The following is a 16,534-nucleotide window of genomic DNA, read 5'->3' on the forward strand; positions in this document are numbered from 1 at the left end:
TTTTTATTATAACCGCAGTCGTTTACTTCGCAGCGCTCATTGGCAAATCAGTTGACGTCCGCACGGGTGGTGCCGCGATGATTTTGGCCTTGAAACGCTCTTTGAGGAGGCCGTAGTAAGCCTGATTTTCGGCCGCCGTCCACCACTGGGCAAATTGGGCACGGTCCTGCTTGGCCGCCGCCTCAGTGGGTGCCGGGCGCGGCACAATCTTGTTGACCCGCACCACAGCAAATCCTTGGGCACCCAAATCAACACCGACAAAAGCAGGCAAGGCTGACGCATCAACGCGCAGCGCTGCGCCCAAAACCTGCGGCGGAACATTTTGCGACTGGTCGCGCGACACGACCACCGGCACCGGCATGGCGGCAGAGGCGGGTGCCGCCTTCCAGGCAGCCAGCTTTTCCGTGCCCTCTTTCTTCGCCATTTCGGCAGCGCGGACAGCAACGAGACGGTCACGCACGACGCTGCGCACGTCGGCAAAGGGCACGGTTCGAGACGGCGTGTATTGCGTGATCCGCCCTGCGGTCAACTGGTTGGGTGCTGTTTCAACCGCTTCGGTATTGCGCTTTTTTTCCACCGCATCAGGCCCGAAGATGGCTGCCAGGAATTTTGCATTGGCCAGCACGCCTGTGGTGCCGGGAGCCGGTTTACGCATCACATTGGAAGCCGTCCTGAGCTCGAGCTTGAGCTTGTCGGCAATCGGCTTGAGGCTGTCAGACTGTTCATAAACGCCATTGGTGAACGCCTCAGCAGTCTCGGCAAACTTGGTGCTGGCTTGTTGTGTCTTCAGGTCAGCCTCGATGCTTGAGCGCAACTCTTCAAAGCTGCGTTGCTTGGGCATTTTGATATCTGTCAGCTTGATGATGTGGTAGCCGAAATCAGATTCCACAACATCGCTGATATCGCCTTTCTTCATGGCAAAGGCGGCGTCTTCAAATGGCTTGACCATGGCCCCCCGCGCGAAGAAGTCCAGATCACCTCCGTTAGCAGCGGACCCGGTGTCCTGCGAGTTCTTTTTGGCGACATCCGCGAAGCTGTCGGGCGATTTGCGCACTGCCTGCAACAACTCGTCGGCACGCGCCTTCGCCTTCTGGCGATCGGCGGCCGGGGCATCCTTGGCGGCATTGATCAGGATGTGGCTCGCTCGCCGCTCCTCATTGCCACTGAGGCGGGCTGCGTTCTGCTCATAATACGATTTGAGGTCGGAGTCATTGATGGAGATGCTCTTCTTGACCGAATCCAGGTCCAGGACCACATACTCGATGCTGGCCTGCTCGGGCGCCTGGAACAACGCCTGGTTGGCCTGGTAGAAGGCCTCCAACTCGGCATCGGTCGGATTGACTTTTGAAGCGAAATCCGTCGTCGAAAAACTGGCGATCTGCACTTCGCGTCTTTCAAAAAACGCATTCAATGACACGTCGGCGACGCCCGCCGCAGCGAAGCCGGTAGCGGTCACACCGGTTTCCACCTGGCGAACGGACAGGTCGTGGCGCACACGGGCTTCAAACCCTTCGGGAGTCACACCCTGGCTGGCAGCCAGTTGGCGATAGCGCTCCATATCCAGCTTGCCATCCGGCAGGCGCAGAGACGCAATGGTGGGATTCTCCTGCAAGTCACGCGCGAGCCGTGCATCGCTGGTCGTCAGTTTGAACTTGTCCGCGGCTTGCGCCAAGACGCGCTCACGAACCAGTCGCTCCAGCGTGGCATAGCGGGCCTCTGGTGAATCCAGTAGCTTGACATCCAGGTTGGGCATGGATGCACGCAGACGATCTGACTCTGATTTGTGCGCCGCATCCCATTCACCTTGGGTAATGTCATGGCCGCCCACGCTGGCGACAGCCTCGCCACCATCACGGGAGCGGTTATAGCCATCAATACCGAACAGCACAAATGACGGGATGATCAGCAAAAACATCACGAACATCATGATCTTCGTGTGCTTGCGGACAAAATCAAACATGCGCTAACTCTCCAATAAGAAAACAAAAAAGGCGAACACAATGTTCGCCTTTACTTGGGTGGGTGGTGGGTGATGACGGGCTCGAACCGCCGACCTACGCCGTGTAAAGGCGCCGCTCTACCAACTGAGCTAATCACCCCACCTGAACCAGCTATCAGTTCAAAGCATCCTTCAACGCTTTGCCCGGACGGAATTTTGGCACCTTGGCCGCCTTGATTTTAATCGCAGCGCCGGTACGGGGATTGCGGCCCACGCGTGCAGCACGTTTGCCGACCGCAAATGTCCCAAAACCCACCAGCGAAACGGAGCCACCTTTTTTTAGTGTTGCCTTGACAGCGCCAATGGTGGACTCCAGTGCCCGGGTAGCCGCCGCCTTGGAAATGTCTGCGTGTATCGCAATGTGCTCAATCAGTTCGGTTTTATTCACAAAGAACCCCTAATATGGAAACAGAGTTAGTCGAATTGTCTCTTCAGAAAATCTTGCAGATGCCCTGCCGCATGTGATTAAAGCCACGGACTCTTACCGTGTCAACACGACATGCAGCATTACAACAGTGCGGACGCGAATTCTAGTCGGTTTTCTCAGGGAAGCCGGCGCACTGCAGGCTGTTTTCGCCGCCAAGCCAACAAATAACAGTCTCAGCAAAACCGGGAGCGATCAAAGCGCGCTGGCAATGGCAAGTCCGACATCCTTTGTGAGGCCCGTTCCACCCAAATCCGGCGTGCGTGGCGCACCGCTTTGGGGATCCAGCACTTTTTCAATCGCTGCCAACACCGCATCATGCGCTTGTCTGTGCCCCAGAAAATCCAGCATCATGGCGCCGCACCAGATCTGGCCAATAGGGTTGGCAATGCCTTTGCCGGCAATGTCCGGCGCAGAACCGTGTACTGGCTCAAACAGCGAAGGGAACTTGCGCTCCGGATTCAGATTGGCGCTGGGCGCAATGCCAATGGTGCCGGTGCAGGCCGGCCCCAAATCACTCAGGATGTCGCCAAAGAGGTTGCTCGCCACGACCACGTCAAAGAAATCGGGCCGCTGCACAAAGTGTGCAGTCAGGATGTCGATGTGAAATTTATCGAGCGTGATGCCCGGGTAGCCCTTGGCCATTTCTGCCACACGTTCGTCCCAGTACGGCATCGTGATGGCAATGCCGTTGGATTTGGTAGCACTGGTCAGATGCTTTTTGGGACGCGACTGGGCCAACTCAAATGCGAACTTCAAGACACGATCCACACCAATGCGGGACATCACTGTTTCCTGCATCACGATTTCACGCTCGGTGCCGGGGAACATGCGCCCGCCAATGCTGGAGTACTCACCTTCCGTGTTTTCGCGCACGATGTACATGTCGATTTCACCAGGCTCGCGCCGGCTGCCGTCACGGCGTACCACCGGCGCAATGATGCCCGGCATCAGGCGCGCGGGGCGCAGGTTCACATACTGATCGAAGTCGCGCCGAAACAGCAACAGCGACCCCCAGAGCGACACGTGATCCAAAATCTTATCGGGCCAGCCAACGGCGCCAAAATAGATGGCGTCGTGACCGCCAATCTGATCCTTCCAGTTGTCGGGCAACATCTTGCCGTGCTTCTCGAAGTAATCCCAACTGGAGAAATCAAAGTGATCGAACTGCAGATCGATGCCAAACTTGACAGCCGCTGCTTCCATCACCCGGATGCCCTCGGGCATCACTTCCTTGCCAATGCCGTCACCCGCGATGACGGCAATTCTTTTTTTGCTCATGGATGGCTCCTCTTGAATCAGTAGTCAGAAATATATCCGGCGGTCATGCCCTGCCAACGCTATGCCGACCGGGGCTGGCGAACCACCAATGCGACACCTACCGCCGTGAGCACAGTGCCTGCAATGGTGACGGCCGTGATCGGCTCGGCGAACAACAACCACGCCAACACCGCAGTGGAAGGCGGCACAAGATACATCAGACTGGTCACGGAAGCTGCGGCGCCGCGCTGAATCAACAAATAAAGCAGTGAACTGCCTCCCAGCGTCAGGGCCAATACAGACCAGGCCAAAGCGCCTGCGAGCTCGCCATTCCAGTTCATCACCTCCACCTCCAGCAGGGCCAGTGGCAGCGTCACCAAAAAGGCCGCGCCAAGCTGAACCACATTGGCAGTGCGCACATCGCAAGGTGCGACAAAACGCTTTTGATAGAGCGTCCCAATGGTGATACTGAACAACGCTCCGACGGCAAGAGACAGATTCAGCCAGTCGGCCTCGCCCCCTTGCCCGAACTTGCGCGACACCACCAGCACCAGCCCGATGAAACCCAAGCCTAGCCCGGCCCATTGCCGTGCGGCAATTCTTCCGCCGCTGGCCGACAGCCAGACCGCGGTCAACACGGGTTGCAGACCGACAATCAGCGCCGACAGTCCGGACCCCATGCCCGCCTTCACGGCCGCCCAGACACCGCCCAGATAACCCGCGTGCATGAAGATGCCGGTCAAGGCAAGATGTGCCCACTGGCTGCGGCTGGCAGGCCATTTGACACGCGCCAACATGATCCATGGCAGGAAACATGCCATGGATAACATGTAGCGCACGACCAGGAACTTCATGGGAGGTGCGTGGGGCATGCCGTACCGGGCCACAATGAAACCAGTGCTCCAGATCAGCACAAACACCGCAGGCATGGCCCTGAGAAAGGCGCGGTCCTCGCGCGTTGTCACTTCACCCGCGCCCGGATTTCAGGCAGGGCCTTCTGCAGGTAATACACCATGGACCAGACCGTCATCACGGCAGCAATCCAGATCAGCCAGACACCCCACAAATGGGTGTCAATGATGCCGAGCAACATGCCGTCAAACAGCAGGAAAGGAATTGCCACCATTTGCACGACCGTCTTGAGCTTGCCGATCATGTGCACAGCGACACTCTTGGAGGCACCGATCTGAGCCATCCACTCACGCAGGGCAGAAATCGCAATTTCCCGACCAATGATGATGAGCGCGACAAAAACATCGGCCCGACCGAGATGGACCAGAACCAGCACGCAGGCACATACCAGAAACTTGTCGGCCACCGGGTCCAGAAACGCGCCAAAGGACGATACCTGATTGAGCTTTCGCGCAAGATAACCATCCAGCCAGTCAGTGGCCGCAAACACCACAAACATGACGGTTGCCGCCAGATTGCGGGTGGCGGGATCAATGGGTAAATAAAACACACCGACGATCAAGGGAATCGCGGCGATGCGCGTCCAGGTCATGATGGTCGGAATGGTAAAGAACATGATGCGATTGTGGCACGGCTTGACGACGTTTCGGCTGGCCCTGATCAGTGCAGGACGCGGTAGATTTCTTCGGCCAGCTCCCGCGAGATTCCCTCCACGGTGGCAATGTCTTCAACACCCGCCAGAGCCACACCCCGGACGCCACCAAAGCGCTGCAGCAATTTGGCGCGCCGCTTCGGCCCAATGCCCGGGATTTCCTCCAGCTTGCCGCCGTCCACGCGGACCTTGGCCCGTTGCGCCCGCATCCCCGTGATGGCAAAACGGTGCGCCTCATCGCGAATCTGGGCCACCAGCATCAGGGCCGCCGAGTCTTTGCCCAGATAGACTTTCTCACGGCCATCGGCAAATACGAGTTCCTCCAGACCGACCTTGCGTCCTTCGCCTTTCTCAACCCCCACGATCAGCGACAGGTCCAGGCCCAATTGCTCGAACACCTCGCGGGCCATGGACACCTGCCCTTTGCCACCATCCACCAGCACAAGATCAGGCAGCCTGCCGGTTCCGGCTGGGATCTGCCCCGTCCTTTGCGCTTCCTGCAGGGACTCGGCGAGTTTGCCGTAGCGACGCAACAGCACCTGGCGCATGGCCGCGTAGTCGTCACCCGGTGTAATGCCATCGATGCGATATCGGCGGTACTCGGTGTTCTGCATCTTGTGGTGATGAAACACCACACACGAAGCCTGGGTCGCCTCACCGGCCGTGTGTGAAATATCGAAACACTCGACACGAAGCTCATCCAGATTGTCCAGCGCCAGGTCCAGCGCGTCGGCAAGGGCCCGGGTTCGCGCCTGCTGGGAACCCTCTTCGGCCAGCAAACGAGCCAGTTGCAAGCCCGCGTTGGTTTGTGCCATTTCCAGCCACTGGCGTCGCTGTTCCCGCGGCTGGTGCACTGCAGTCACCTTGACCCCGGACTGGATCGACAGGGCCTTGATCAGGTTCTTGTTCACCGGCTCACTGACAACCAGCGAAGGGGGAACCGGCACATTCAGGTAATGCTGGGCCACAAAGGCCTCCAGCACCTGGGCCTCAACAGACGGAGCCGGTGCCGCTCCTTCGTCATCGCCGCTGTAGACCCCTGCCGCATCTTCCACGTGCACCGGGAAATACGGGCGATCGCCAAGGTGGCGCCCACCGCGCACCATGGCCAGATTCACACAGGCACGACCGCCCTGCACTTTCACGGCCAGAATATCCACATCGCGGTCCGACACGTTGTCGACCGATTGCTGGTGCAATACATTGGAGAGTGCTGCGATCTGGTTGCGCAGTTCGGCCGCTTGCTCGTACTCCATGCGTTCAGCATGGGCCATCATCCGGCCTTCCAGCACATCCATCACCTGCCGCGCATCGCCACGCAAAAACCGCTCCGCGTTGGCGACATCCTGCGCATAATCCTGCGCCGAAATATGCCCCACGCACGGTGCAGAACAACGCTTGATCTGGTACAGCAGACAGGGGCGCGTGCGATTGTTAAACACCGGGTCTTCACAGGTTCGCAGGCGAAACACCTTTTGCATCAGCAGGATGGCTTCCTTCACTGCCCACGCACTGGGATAAGGCCCGAAATAGCGATGCTTCTTTTCAACTGCGCCCCGGTAGTAGGACACCCGGGGGAAACTCGTACCCAGGTTTGATGAAGCACTGGCACCGGTTATCTTCAGATAGGGGTAGCTCTTGTCATCGCGAAACAGGATGTTGTACTTCGGGTTGAGCGTCTTGATGAGGTTGTTTTCCAGTAGCAGCGCTTCTGCTTCCGAACGCACCACGGTGGTCTCCATGCGCGCGATCTTGCTCACCATGTGTCCGATGCGCGTGCCACCATGGTCTCGCTGGAAATAGCTGGACACCCGTTTCTTCAGGTTGATGGCCTTGCCCACATACAGAACCGCACCCTCCGCATCAAAGTAGCGGTACACGCCCGGCAGTGCGGGCAGGCTCGCCACATCGCTCACTAACTGCTCGGGGTGCCTGGACGGGGCAGGCTGAGCGGGCGCCACGGAAGGCTCCGGCGGGTTGGAATCAGGCAAAACTGGCATAGGTGCGTATTGTGGACAATCTCTGGCGTGAAAACAGGAAACCTCTGGGACATCTTCTGCAAGGTCATCGACAACTACGGTGATATCGGCGTGTGCTGGCGGCTGGCCGTCGGACTGGCCGCGCGCGGCGAGCGGGTCCGTTTGTGGGTAGACGATGCCAGCGCCCTGCGCTGGATGGCCCCCGAGGGCGCGCAGGGTGTTGAGGTTCGACCGTGGACGCAACCGATCCAGACCGATGGGCTGACAGTGGGCGATATCCTGGTGGAGGCCTTTGGTTGCGAAGTTGCTCCTGAATTCATAGCATCTTACGCATATAACAAGAGGGCTACAGGCCAAAATGCCGTGTGGATCAACCTGGAGTACCTCAGCGCCGAGGGGTTTGTGGAACGTAGCCACGGCCTGCCCTCACCGGTGATGTCGGGGCCGGGCATCGGGCTGATCAAACACTTCTTCTACCCGGGCTTCACGACCGGGACTGGGGGGCTGCTGCGGGAGACGGATCTGACAGAACGCCAGGCCCGGTTTGACCGCGCAGCCTGGCTGCAGCAACTCGACATTGGATTCCAGGGCGAACGCCTGATCTCACTGTTTTGCTACGAACCGCCAGCGCTGGGCGCGTTGCTAGACCAATTGGCCGCCGACACCCAAGCGACCCGGTTACTGGTCACCGCAGGCCGTGCAACCGCTGCTGTCAAGGCAGGCATTAAGGACAAATACCGTTCCCGGCCCTCGTGGAACCAGCGCCAAGCGCTATCATTTTCATATCTGCCAACACTCACGCAACGCGATTTTGATCACCTGCTGTGGTCCTGTGACCTGAATTTTGTGCGGGGGGAAGATTCGCTGGTACGCGCGTTGTGGGCTGGCAAACCTTTTGTCTGGCAGATCTACCCGCAGCATGACGACGCCCACCACAGCAAGCTTGAAGCCTTTCTGAACGTGCTGCATGCCCCGCCCTCACTGCGCACTTTCCATCACGCCTGGAATGGTGTGAGTCAGGCGGCCTTGCCCGCGCTTGCGCCCTCCCAATGGCAAGAAACGGTCTCCGCGATACGAACGCTGCAGCTGCAGCGAGATGATCTTGTGACCCAGATCATGCGTTTCGCACTAAAAACCATTAAAATCTAAGACTTTGCGAAAATTGACCGGATTTGCATCCAGTCCATGCCGCCCTCGCCGTTAGACAAGCGGCCTACCTTCACACAATCGCTATGAAAACCGCTCAAGAAATTCGCGCCGGCAACGTCATCATGCACGGCAAAGACCCCATGGTCGTCCTCAAGACAGAATACAGCCGCGGCGGCCGCAACTCTGCCACCGTGCGCATGAAGCTCAAAAGCTTGATCGCCAACTTCGGTACCGAGGTCGTGTTCAAGGCCGACGACAAGATCGACCAGGTCATTCTGGACAAGAAAGAGTGCACCTATTCTTACTTCGCGGACCCCATGTATGTCTGCATGGACGCCGACTACAACCAGTACGAAGTCGAAGCTGAAAACATGGGCGATTCGTTGAACTACCTCGAAGATGGCATGGCTGTTGAAGTGGTGTTCTATGACGGCAAGGCCATCTCGGTTGAACTGCCCACCAGCGTGGTGCGCGAAATCACCTGGACCGAGCCCGCCGTCAAAGGCGACACCTCCGGCAAGGTGCTTAAACCCGCCAAAATTTCAACCGGGTTTGAAATTGGCGTGCCAATTTTTGTAGCGCAGGGCGACAAGGTCGAAATCGACACCCGCACCGGCGAATACAGAAAACGCGTCTGATCCCGCATCACCCCAATAAAAATGGCTTCTCAGGAAGCCTTTTTTATTGGGGTTTTCACGGCGTTCATCAAGCACCTTGAATCGTCCCGAACTACAAAACCGGTGTAGGCTACTGCCATGAGCAATGACACTGATGAACGGCTGGCGCCCGACGCGCTGGAAGGAAAGAATCTGAGCCCGTCCAACCTTGCACTGCGCCGGGTTGCGATCGACACTTACCGTGAAAATGTAGCCTACCTGCACCGGGATTGCGCTGTTTACCGGGCAGAGGGTTTTCAGGCCTTGTCGAAAGTCGAGGTTCGCGCCAACGGACGGCGCATTCTCGCCACCTTGAACGTGGTCGATGACCAGAACATCGTGGGTTGCGATGAACTCGGTCTTTCGGAAGACGCCTTCTTGCAGTTGGATATACAGAACGGGCATCCCGCCTCGGTGTCTCAGGCCGAACCGCCGGAATCCATCGGTGCACTTCGTCGAAAAATCGGCGGCGAGCGGCTGGGTCGGGAGGATTTTGGCGGCATCATTCGCGACATCGCCGAGTTGCGTTATTCGAAAATTGAATTGACTGCCTTTGTGGTGGCAACGAATCGGGATGAGCTGGACCGGGAAGAGGTTTATTTCCTGACCGAGGCCATGGTGGCCAGCGGACGAACCCTGGACTGGCACGAACGCCTGGTGGTTGACAAACACTGTATAGGCGGTATTCCCGGCAACCGAACCTCGATGCTGGTGGTGCCGATTGTGGCGGCGCATGGCTTGCTTTGCCCCAAAACGTCCTCACGCGCCATCACCTCCCCCGCAGGTACGGCCGACACCATGGAAGTACTGGCCAATGTGGAGCTTCCCTTCGAGCAGTTGGCTGACATCGTGCGCGACCACCGCGGCTGCTTGGCTTGGGGCGGTACGGCCAATCTGTCACCCGCGGACGATGTGCTGATTTCAGTGGAGCGCCCCCTCGCGGTCGACGCTCCGGGACAGATGGTGGCGTCCATTCTCTCGAAGAAAATTGCAGCGGGATCAACCCATCTGGTGCTCGACATCCCCATCGGCCCCACCGCCAAAGTGCGCTCGATGCCGGAAGCGCAACGCCTGCGCAGACTGTTTGAGTATGTGGCTGGACGCATGCATCTGTCGCTGGATGTGGTCATCACGGATGGTCGCCAACCGGTTGGCAATGGCGTTGGCCCAGTGCTCGAAGCCCGCGATGTGATGCGAGTGCTGGAAAACGACCCGCGCGCGCCCAACGACTTGCGGCAGAAGTCTTTGCGACTCGCAGGCCGCTTGATTGAATGCAGCCCGGATGTGCGCGGTGGTGACGGATTCGCCATTGCACGGGACATTCTCGACTCAGGCCGCGCGCTGGCCAAAATGAATTCCATCATGGCAGCGCAAGGTCAGAAACCGTTCGACCACAACAATCCCCAACTTGGCGCGTTGATGTTCGATATTCGCGCGACCGAGTCAGGTGTGGTAACCGGCATCGACAACCTGCAGGTGGCGCGCATCGCCCGTTTGGCCGGTGCCCCCAAGGTCATCGGTGCAGGCGTTGACCTGTTCCGCAAACTGGGTGCCGCGGTGGTGGCCGGGGACGTCCTGTATCGTGTTCACGCCGGCTTTCAGAGCGACCTCGAATTTGCGCGCCAGGCCTGCGGAAAATCGACCGGGTACACGATTGGTCGCACCCAAGACGTGCCTCATGTGTTCGTGGAATTCTGATGAAATCAAACCCGCTGTTGAAACCGGTCTTGCTTTTTTTTGAGGATGAGCATGAGAGCGCTACACGGATAGCTCGTGCCAGCAGCATGGAGCTCGCGACGATCGAACGCCACCGTTTTCCTGACGGCGAAATCAAGCTGCGCCTCCCGGACACCTTGCCGGACCGCGTGGTCATTCTGCGAACGCTGAATGATCCCAATGAGAAATTGGTCGAACTGCTGCTGGCGGCCAACACCGCACGCGACCTTGGCGCCAGGCATTTGACGCTGGTGGCTCCTTATCTCGCCTACATGCGCCAGGATATTGCTTTTCATCCAGGCGAGGCGATCAGCCAGCGTATCGTGGGGCAGTTTCTGGCAGGCCTCTTTGACGCCGTGATCACTGTTGACCCCCATTTGCACCGGGTCGCCACGCTGCAGGAAGCGCTACCGGTCGCCAACGCCATTGCGCTGAGCGGTGCGCCCCTGCTGGCTGACCTGATAGCCGCGCGCCGACAGCGACCTTTGTTGGTGGGGCCCGACGAGGAATCGGCTCAATGGATCGCGCTGGCGGCCTCACGCCATGACTTTGACTACGCCGTGTGCCGCAAGGTGCGCAACGGAGATCGGGCCGTAGAAATTGCATTGCCCGATCGAACGGTGACAGGCCGTCAAGTCGTTCTGCTGGATGATGTCGCAAGCACCGGCCATACCGTCGCCCGCGCCGCGCATTTGCTGCTGGACGCAGGCGCGGCTTCGGTTGATGTCGCTGTGACTCACGCACTTTTTGCGGGCGACGCCTTGCAGGTCATGCTGGACGCAGGCGTCGGCGAAGTGTGGAGTACCGACTGCATCGCCCATTCAAGCAACGCGGTCAGCATGGCCACAACCCTCGCCGGCGCGTTGGCCCGGATACAGGCCACAGCGTAGACATCAGTGGCGCTTGGGGATCTGGCGAGCAACCACCCGTTGCGCCTTGCCACTGCGCCCCTTCGGAACAACCTGCCCCAGCTCCGCAATCACGCGGATTGGCACTGCGCCTTGCGCGGCTGCAAAATCCTGAAGTACCGCACGGCAGCGCGTCACGACGCTCGCGGCCTGAGGTCCATGCATTTCAAGCCGCAATACCAGCGTGTGATCGTCGCGCTGGCGCAAATGGAAATCAAACACCCCGGCCTCGTCTTCAAGCACCGTGGTCAGCGCAAGCGGCAGCAATGTGACCGGGTGCCCGTTGGACCCTGCCATCACCAGAGGATCATCACGGCGTCCCTGTACCTCGATGACCGGCAGTGAGGATCCGCATTCACAACGTTCATGATGGACAGTTATCTGGTCACCCAGGTCATAGCGGATCAGCGGCTGGACGTGATTGGCCAGGTTGGTCAGCAGCGTTGAATACGAAGGCTGGCCTGCTGGCATCGGCAGTCCCCGTTCATCGACCGGCTCAAGAATCACCCAGTCCGTATTGGCGTGCATCCTCCCGAAACTGCACTCCCATCCGATCGACATGAATTCCGAGGCACCATAGCTGTTGCGTACGGAACATCCCAGCGCCTGCTCCACTCGTCGCCGTACGGCCACGCTCAAGGTTTCCCCCCCGGTCCAGACTTCCTTCGGAAGAAAATGTAGCGCCCCGCCACAGGCAGCATCCGCCAGCACCGCAGCAAATGTCGGATAAGTGGCAATCACCGTTGGCGCGAAAGCATTCAGCTTGTCAACCAGGGCGCTCATGGAATCCAGAATGGAGAAGCAGCGCACGTTTTGGGCCATCCACGGGTTGAGCTGGCGCATCCGCTGCATGCTCACAAAACTGGCGAAGTGGCCACTGGTCGCACCAACAAAGGCAATACGCTCGGCCATCAGCAGGGGATCAAACCAGCGTTGCAGGGCGCGTGGCGTGCTACGCCGCAGCGCCTCCAGCGCATCGTAGACCGCCATGGCCTGCGCATCCTGTACAAACACGCCGGATTGATTGCTGGTACCGGAACTCTCCCAAATCAGATATTTGTCCAGATAGCTGTCCCCGATGCGCTGGGGATCGGCAACGAAGGTCCTCAATTCCGCTAGTTTGAGTTGCGGGTCGGTCACCCAATCATCAAAGCGGGCCATGAGTTCGTTTTTGCTCACCTTGGGCAGGGCACCCAGTGTCAGGTCCCTGAGCGCCTTTCCTTTCAGGCGCTCGCGGTAAAGCGGTGAGCCCCTTACCGCAACGTCGAGCAATCTGGTGAGTCGGACCTGCTGGCGTGCAGCAAGGGCACCCGCGGTGGCCCGCCCGGCGGCCAGGACGTCCAGCGCTACGGCACTCAATCGCAATGGATCAAACACAGCAATCATCGGCGAACTACACTCATGCGCAGCCCAACAGCCTGGCCCGCCGCTTGCGCCATCAGGTCAATTGCTGGCTTTGTCGAAATCGTCATGCCGCCATTCTCATGCAGCCAATGCTAGGCCTGCCACGGTTCCCGGCACTTGAGGTTGATCAACTCAATTGAGACCCAGTGATCAAACAAAGCGGCGACGTCCACGGCGCGACGGTGCACTTGCCTTTGAAATGGACCGCTGTATTGTGATTTTTCTCAAGAGACAAAACACGAATCGGAGTACCATCCAATCGGGTTATAAACAACATGGAGTGCTATCATGGTCGAAATGACAACAGTTCATAAAGATAAATTGATGAGCGATTTGCGGGTCGTTATCGCCGATGCTGAAGAGTTGCTTCGCATGACCGCCGATGAGGCTGGCGAAGGCGCAGCCGACATACGCAGCCGGGTACAGGCCAGGTTGAATCAGGCTAAGGCTGATCTGGTGCACTTGCAGGAAGCGGCCGTTGCCAAGGCTAGGGCTGCCGGTCACGCAACCGATGAATTCGTCCATGAGAATCCCTGGAAATCCATAGGCATCGCGGCAGGTATTGGACTGGTAGTCGGCCTGCTGGTCGGCCGCCGGTAGTTCTGCACAACTCATGAGCGATCCTGTTCAAGAGCGCGGCCTGCTCGCCTCATTGCGCCGCTTGCTGTCCACTGCACTGGAGATCGCTCAAGTACGGCTGGAGCTCTTGGGCACCGAAATCGAACTTGAGAAGCGACGTCTCTTTGATGGGCTGCTCTGGGGCGCCGTTGCCCTGCTGGTCCTCGGCCTCGGTCTCGCACTTCTGTGCGGCTTTGTCGTCCTGCTTTTTTGGGATGGCTATCGCGTCGCAGCGGCGGGTGTAATGGCGCTTGTATTTCTTGTTGCGAGCGGGCTGCTGATGCGTGAAGCCCGGCGACGCCTGCACAGCCCGACCGGTTTGATCAGTACCAGCGTCTCTGAGTTAAAACGGGATTTGGTGGGACTCAAGGCATCAGGTCAGCATGAACAACAATGAACTTGTCTTGCGTCAGCAACGTCTGCTGGCACGCAGTGCGGAATTACGCCTCAGCTTGACCAGTCAGGGGCAGGTATTCAAGACACCTCTGGCTCTGGTGGACCAGGCACATGCTGTACTGCAATGGCTGTACCGCAACCCCCAATGGCCGCTCGGCGCATTGGTGGCTCTGGTTGTCCTTCGACCCCGGCGTGCCATCCTTTGGGGTGGTCGTCTCTGGTGGTCATGGAAGATGCTGCGCCGTGCACAAAAATGGATAGCAGCCGTACCGCGGCAGCAGCGGCTACCGTAAAACCGCCAACTGTCGGGTCGGCTCTTTCCCCCTTCAGCCGCCGCAACATCCTCGGATCTACCGGGTAGTGCAGCGGGCGACGAGGTGGTGTAGCGCCTACCGTGTCTGATTTGCTGAGGCCGGCGCATTTGATGTGTCATATTTTTCGAACACAATGGCATTTATGGAAAAAGATCACCTCCTTACCGAGCGCCGCCTGGCCGATGCCTGGGCAGAGTTGCAGAGCCACTCGGACCAGGGCAACGCACTGGAGGCGGATGCCTACCGCCTGGCTTTTGCCGACCCTGAGTTCTTGTTGAGGCGCGAAACACGGGGCATACGATTTCAGCTCGAAATGCTCAAACCCGATCTTGATCAGGCGGAACAAGGCATCGAAAACACGATTGTTGTTTTTGGCAGTGCCCGTTTTCCGTCACCCGAGGATGCCCAAATATTTCTGCAGCAAGCGCAATTGAGTGGCGATGCCAGCGCTCTTGCGGTCGCCCAGCGGCAGGTACGGAACGCGCAGTTCTACGACCAGGCGCGCCTGTTTGCCCGGCTTGTTGCAGGCCACAGTGCGCACCGACGACCCGAGGAACGCCTGTTCATTGCTACAGGCGGCGGCCCGGGAATCATGGAAGCCGCCAACCGGGGCGCGCACGAGATGGGCGCCCTGAGCGTCGGCCTGAACATTGCCCTGCCGCACGAACAGTACCCCAACCCCTACATCACACCCAACCTGAGCTTCAAGTTTCACTACTTTGCGCTGCGCAAAATGCACTTCATGATGCGCGCGAAAGCACTGGTGGCTTTCCCCGGTGGATTTGGCACACTGGATGAGTTGTTTGAAGTCATCACCTTGGTGCAGACCAAAAAAGCCAAGCCGGTACCAATTGTTCTGTTTGGCACCGATTACTGGAAGCGTCTTTTCAATACGGATGCCATGTTGGAGGAAGGCGTCATATCACCACAAGACTTGGACCTTTTCACCTATGTGGACGACCCCGCGGCAGCATGGGACGTTATTCGAACGTTTTACAGCCTCTGACTTTCAGCCACCGGGCCGAGGCGCACATTGGACTGGAAACGGTGCAAAAACGTGGCGAATATTCAGGGCAGCAATATGACCCGTCCTGCTATAGGTTGACACCTGTAGTTGCAGGATTCGCCGGCTGACGAACTTCAGCCAGAGACGCCCGATGAACCTCATCGGGCGTTTTCAATTGTAGGGAGAAGTGAGGCCGCTCCATGTTGTAGATGGCCACGGACTCATCGACCATTCGCCTGGCCTGCGCAAGGTCAGTGGGGCGTTGCAACAGTAATTCGTTCTTGAGAATGCCGTTGATACGTTCGGCCAAGGCATTCTGATAACAGTCATAGCCATCGGTCATTGAGCACGTCAGCCCGTGCGTTCGGTGAATCCTCTGGTAGTCATCCGAGCAATACTGGATACCTCTGTCCGAATGGTGGATCAACCGCTGGCGGCTTTGACGATGCCTGAGCGCCATCTTCAAGGCCTGGCTGACCTGCTGCGTGCGCAGACTGTCATGGACGTGATAACCAACGATCTTGCGGGAGTACACATCTGTCACCAAACTCAGGTAAACAAACCTGTCGTGGGTGGGCAAGTAGGTGATGTCGGCAACCCAGACTTGTTCCGCTGCGTGCGGCTGAACTTGCTCGTGCCCAGCCTTGAGTAGATTGGGGTGGTGACGAAACCGATGGTGGCTGTCAGTGGTCTTGTGGTACGCCGCCTGGGAGGCACCAGCATGTGTGACTGGCGCAAGATATCGAACAGCGCATCACGCCCGACCTTCAATCCCGCGCTCTCAAGCGAACCCGAGAGCATATGGTGTAACTTGCGTGTCCCAAGGCGTGGCTGACGAAGCCGCTTGGCGCGAACCAGCTCCATCACCCGTTCGTTGCACTGTCGCCTCTTGTCCTGGCGGCTCAATCCTTGGTAATACGCCTGTCGGCTTATGCCCATATGGCGGCAAGCCCTGCAAACGCTCAAGCCTTTGACGAGCTTTTGCGCGAGGACTTGCCCAAAGTGGTTGACGACAATTACCTTGGCCGGTTGACGACAACTATGTTGGCCGGTTAGAGGCCTACACCGGGCGGGTCCGGGAGGCGGGGCTACCGTTGGACCTTCGAACAGATATCGAAGGTAAACGGCATGCCCGGCAAGA

At 58.5% G+C, this 16,534-nt stretch carries 15 protein-coding genes, 1 tRNA gene and 1 pseudogene; 8 read left to right on the top strand and 9 right to left on the bottom strand.

The genetic code is table 11. The annotated features are described in order from the left end of the window. Positions 1-22: 22 nt before the first annotated feature. The 7 genes from Q7T10_RS17775 to uvrC form a co-directional block, all read right to left on the bottom strand. On the bottom strand, positions 23-1,960 hold the full coding sequence (locus Q7T10_RS17775; protein WP_304750791.1) for a SurA N-terminal domain-containing protein: 1,938 nt from the start codon (positions 1,958-1,960) through the stop codon (positions 23-25). A 63-nt stretch (positions 1,961-2,023) separates the two neighbouring features. After that, a tRNA-Val gene (locus tag Q7T10_RS17780) sits at positions 2,024-2,099 on the bottom strand. 15 nt (positions 2,100-2,114) lie between these two features. Then, positions 2,115-2,387, bottom strand: coding sequence for an HU family DNA-binding protein (locus Q7T10_RS17785; RefSeq protein ID WP_304750793.1), 273 nt, complete (start codon positions 2,385-2,387; stop codon positions 2,115-2,117). A gap of 231 nt (positions 2,388-2,618) precedes the next feature. Then, entirely contained in the window at positions 2,619-3,704 is a 1,086-nt protein-coding gene (locus Q7T10_RS17790) for a tartrate dehydrogenase (RefSeq protein WP_304750795.1), read from the bottom strand. A 59-nt stretch (positions 3,705-3,763) separates the two neighbouring features. Beyond that, complete coding sequence (locus Q7T10_RS17795; protein WP_304750832.1) at positions 3,764-4,612, bottom strand: DMT family transporter; 849 nt, start codon at positions 4,610-4,612, stop codon at positions 3,764-3,766. Between the two features lie 32 nt (positions 4,613-4,644). Continuing rightward, positions 4,645-5,211, bottom strand: a complete 567-nt coding sequence (pgsA, locus tag Q7T10_RS17800) for a CDP-diacylglycerol--glycerol-3-phosphate 3-phosphatidyltransferase (RefSeq protein WP_304750797.1) — start codon at positions 5,209-5,211, stop codon at positions 4,645-4,647. A 44-nt stretch (positions 5,212-5,255) separates the two neighbouring features. Beyond that, entirely contained in the window at positions 5,256-7,247 is a 1,992-nt protein-coding gene (uvrC, locus tag Q7T10_RS17805) for an excinuclease ABC subunit UvrC (protein ID WP_304750799.1), read from the bottom strand. Between the two features lie 27 nt (positions 7,248-7,274). Between uvrC and earP the strand changes: the two genes are divergently transcribed. The 4 genes from earP to Q7T10_RS17825 all read left to right on the top strand — a co-directional run bounded on the left by earP (position 7,275) and on the right by Q7T10_RS17825 (position 11,637). Further along, entirely contained in the window at positions 7,275-8,375 is a 1,101-nt protein-coding gene (gene earP / locus Q7T10_RS17810; RefSeq protein WP_304750801.1) for an elongation factor P maturation arginine rhamnosyltransferase EarP, read from the top strand. Between the two features lie 83 nt (positions 8,376-8,458). Further along, positions 8,459-9,013 (top strand): elongation factor P, encoded by a 555-nt coding sequence (gene efp, locus Q7T10_RS17815; protein WP_304750803.1) that lies wholly within the window; start codon positions 8,459-8,461, stop codon positions 9,011-9,013. A gap of 117 nt (positions 9,014-9,130) precedes the next feature. Then, positions 9,131-10,729, top strand: a complete 1,599-nt coding sequence (locus tag Q7T10_RS17820) for a thymidine phosphorylase family protein (RefSeq protein ID WP_304750805.1) — start codon at positions 9,131-9,133, stop codon at positions 10,727-10,729. Then, complete coding sequence (locus Q7T10_RS17825) at positions 10,729-11,637, top strand: ribose-phosphate pyrophosphokinase (RefSeq protein ID WP_304750807.1); 909 nt, start codon at positions 10,729-10,731, stop codon at positions 11,635-11,637. Before Q7T10_RS17820 ends, Q7T10_RS17825 begins: the two co-directional genes overlap by 1 nt. 3 nt (positions 11,638-11,640) lie before the next feature. Here Q7T10_RS17825 and Q7T10_RS17830 read toward each other — a convergent pair whose 3' ends face one another. After that, positions 11,641-13,041 (bottom strand): phenylacetate--CoA ligase family protein, encoded by a 1,401-nt coding sequence (locus Q7T10_RS17830; protein ID WP_304750809.1) that lies wholly within the window; start codon positions 13,039-13,041, stop codon positions 11,641-11,643. Between the two features lie 306 nt (positions 13,042-13,347). On the opposite strand from Q7T10_RS17830, the gene Q7T10_RS17835 reads away from it, so the two are divergent. The 4 genes from Q7T10_RS17835 to Q7T10_RS17850 all read left to right on the top strand — a co-directional run bounded on the left by Q7T10_RS17835 (position 13,348) and on the right by Q7T10_RS17850 (position 15,393). Then, positions 13,348-13,659: a YqjD family protein gene (locus tag Q7T10_RS17835; RefSeq protein ID WP_304750811.1), complete on the top strand. Its 312-nt coding sequence runs from the start codon at positions 13,348-13,350 to the stop codon at positions 13,657-13,659. A 13-nt stretch (positions 13,660-13,672) separates the two neighbouring features. Further along, a complete protein-coding gene (locus Q7T10_RS17840; RefSeq protein ID WP_304750813.1) occupies positions 13,673-14,074 on the top strand; it encodes a phage holin family protein in 402 nt (133 codons plus the stop codon). After that, positions 14,061-14,366 (top strand): YqjK-like family protein, encoded by a 306-nt coding sequence (locus tag Q7T10_RS17845; RefSeq protein ID WP_304750815.1) that lies wholly within the window; start codon positions 14,061-14,063, stop codon positions 14,364-14,366. Before Q7T10_RS17840 ends, Q7T10_RS17845 begins: the two co-directional genes overlap by 14 nt. A 163-nt stretch (positions 14,367-14,529) precedes the next feature. Beyond that, positions 14,530-15,393: a TIGR00730 family Rossman fold protein gene (locus Q7T10_RS17850; protein WP_304750817.1), complete on the top strand. Its 864-nt coding sequence runs from the start codon at positions 14,530-14,532 to the stop codon at positions 15,391-15,393. 88 nt (positions 15,394-15,481) lie between these two features. Here Q7T10_RS17850 and Q7T10_RS17855 read toward each other — a convergent pair. Beyond that, positions 15,482-16,410 (bottom strand): annotated as a pseudogene (locus Q7T10_RS17855) (IS3 family transposase); the annotation flags it as partial. Positions 16,411-16,534: the final 124 nt, after the last annotated feature.

Origin of the sequence: Rhodoferax sp. (genome assembly GCF_030646845.1) — a bacterium.
Lineage (GTDB): Bacteria > Pseudomonadota > Gammaproteobacteria > Burkholderiales > Burkholderiaceae_C > Rhodoferax.

Coding starts and splice junctions, on each gene's coding strand:
- Q7T10_RS17775 (WP_304750791.1), bottom strand. CDS start 1,960: ATGTTTGATTTTGTCCGCAAGCACACGAAGATCATGATGTTCGTGATG.
- Q7T10_RS17790 (WP_304750795.1), bottom strand. CDS start 3,704: ATGAGCAAAAAAAGAATTGCCGTCATCGCGGGTGACGGCATTGGCAAG.
- Q7T10_RS17795 (WP_304750832.1), bottom strand. CDS start 4,612: ATGCCTGCGGTGTTTGTGCTGATCTGGAGCACTGGTTTCATTGTGGCC.
- pgsA (WP_304750797.1), bottom strand. CDS start 5,211: ATGTTCTTTACCATTCCGACCATCATGACCTGGACGCGCATCGCCGCG.
- uvrC (WP_304750799.1), bottom strand. CDS start 7,247: ATGCCAGTTTTGCCTGATTCCAACCCGCCGGAGCCTTCCGTGGCGCCC.
- efp (WP_304750803.1), top strand. CDS start 8,459: ATGAAAACCGCTCAAGAAATTCGCGCCGGCAACGTCATCATGCACGGC.
- Q7T10_RS17820 (WP_304750805.1), top strand. CDS start 9,131: ATGAGCAATGACACTGATGAACGGCTGGCGCCCGACGCGCTGGAAGGA.
- Q7T10_RS17825 (WP_304750807.1), top strand. CDS start 10,729: ATGAAATCAAACCCGCTGTTGAAACCGGTCTTGCTTTTTTTTGAGGAT.
- Q7T10_RS17830 (WP_304750809.1), bottom strand. CDS start 13,041: ATGATTGCTGTGTTTGATCCATTGCGATTGAGTGCCGTAGCGCTGGAC.
- Q7T10_RS17835 (WP_304750811.1), top strand. CDS start 13,348: ATGGTCGAAATGACAACAGTTCATAAAGATAAATTGATGAGCGATTTG.
- Q7T10_RS17840 (WP_304750813.1), top strand. CDS start 13,673: ATGAGCGATCCTGTTCAAGAGCGCGGCCTGCTCGCCTCATTGCGCCGC.
- Q7T10_RS17845 (WP_304750815.1), top strand. CDS start 14,061: ATGAACAACAATGAACTTGTCTTGCGTCAGCAACGTCTGCTGGCACGC.
- Q7T10_RS17850 (WP_304750817.1), top strand. CDS start 14,530: ATGGAAAAAGATCACCTCCTTACCGAGCGCCGCCTGGCCGATGCCTGG.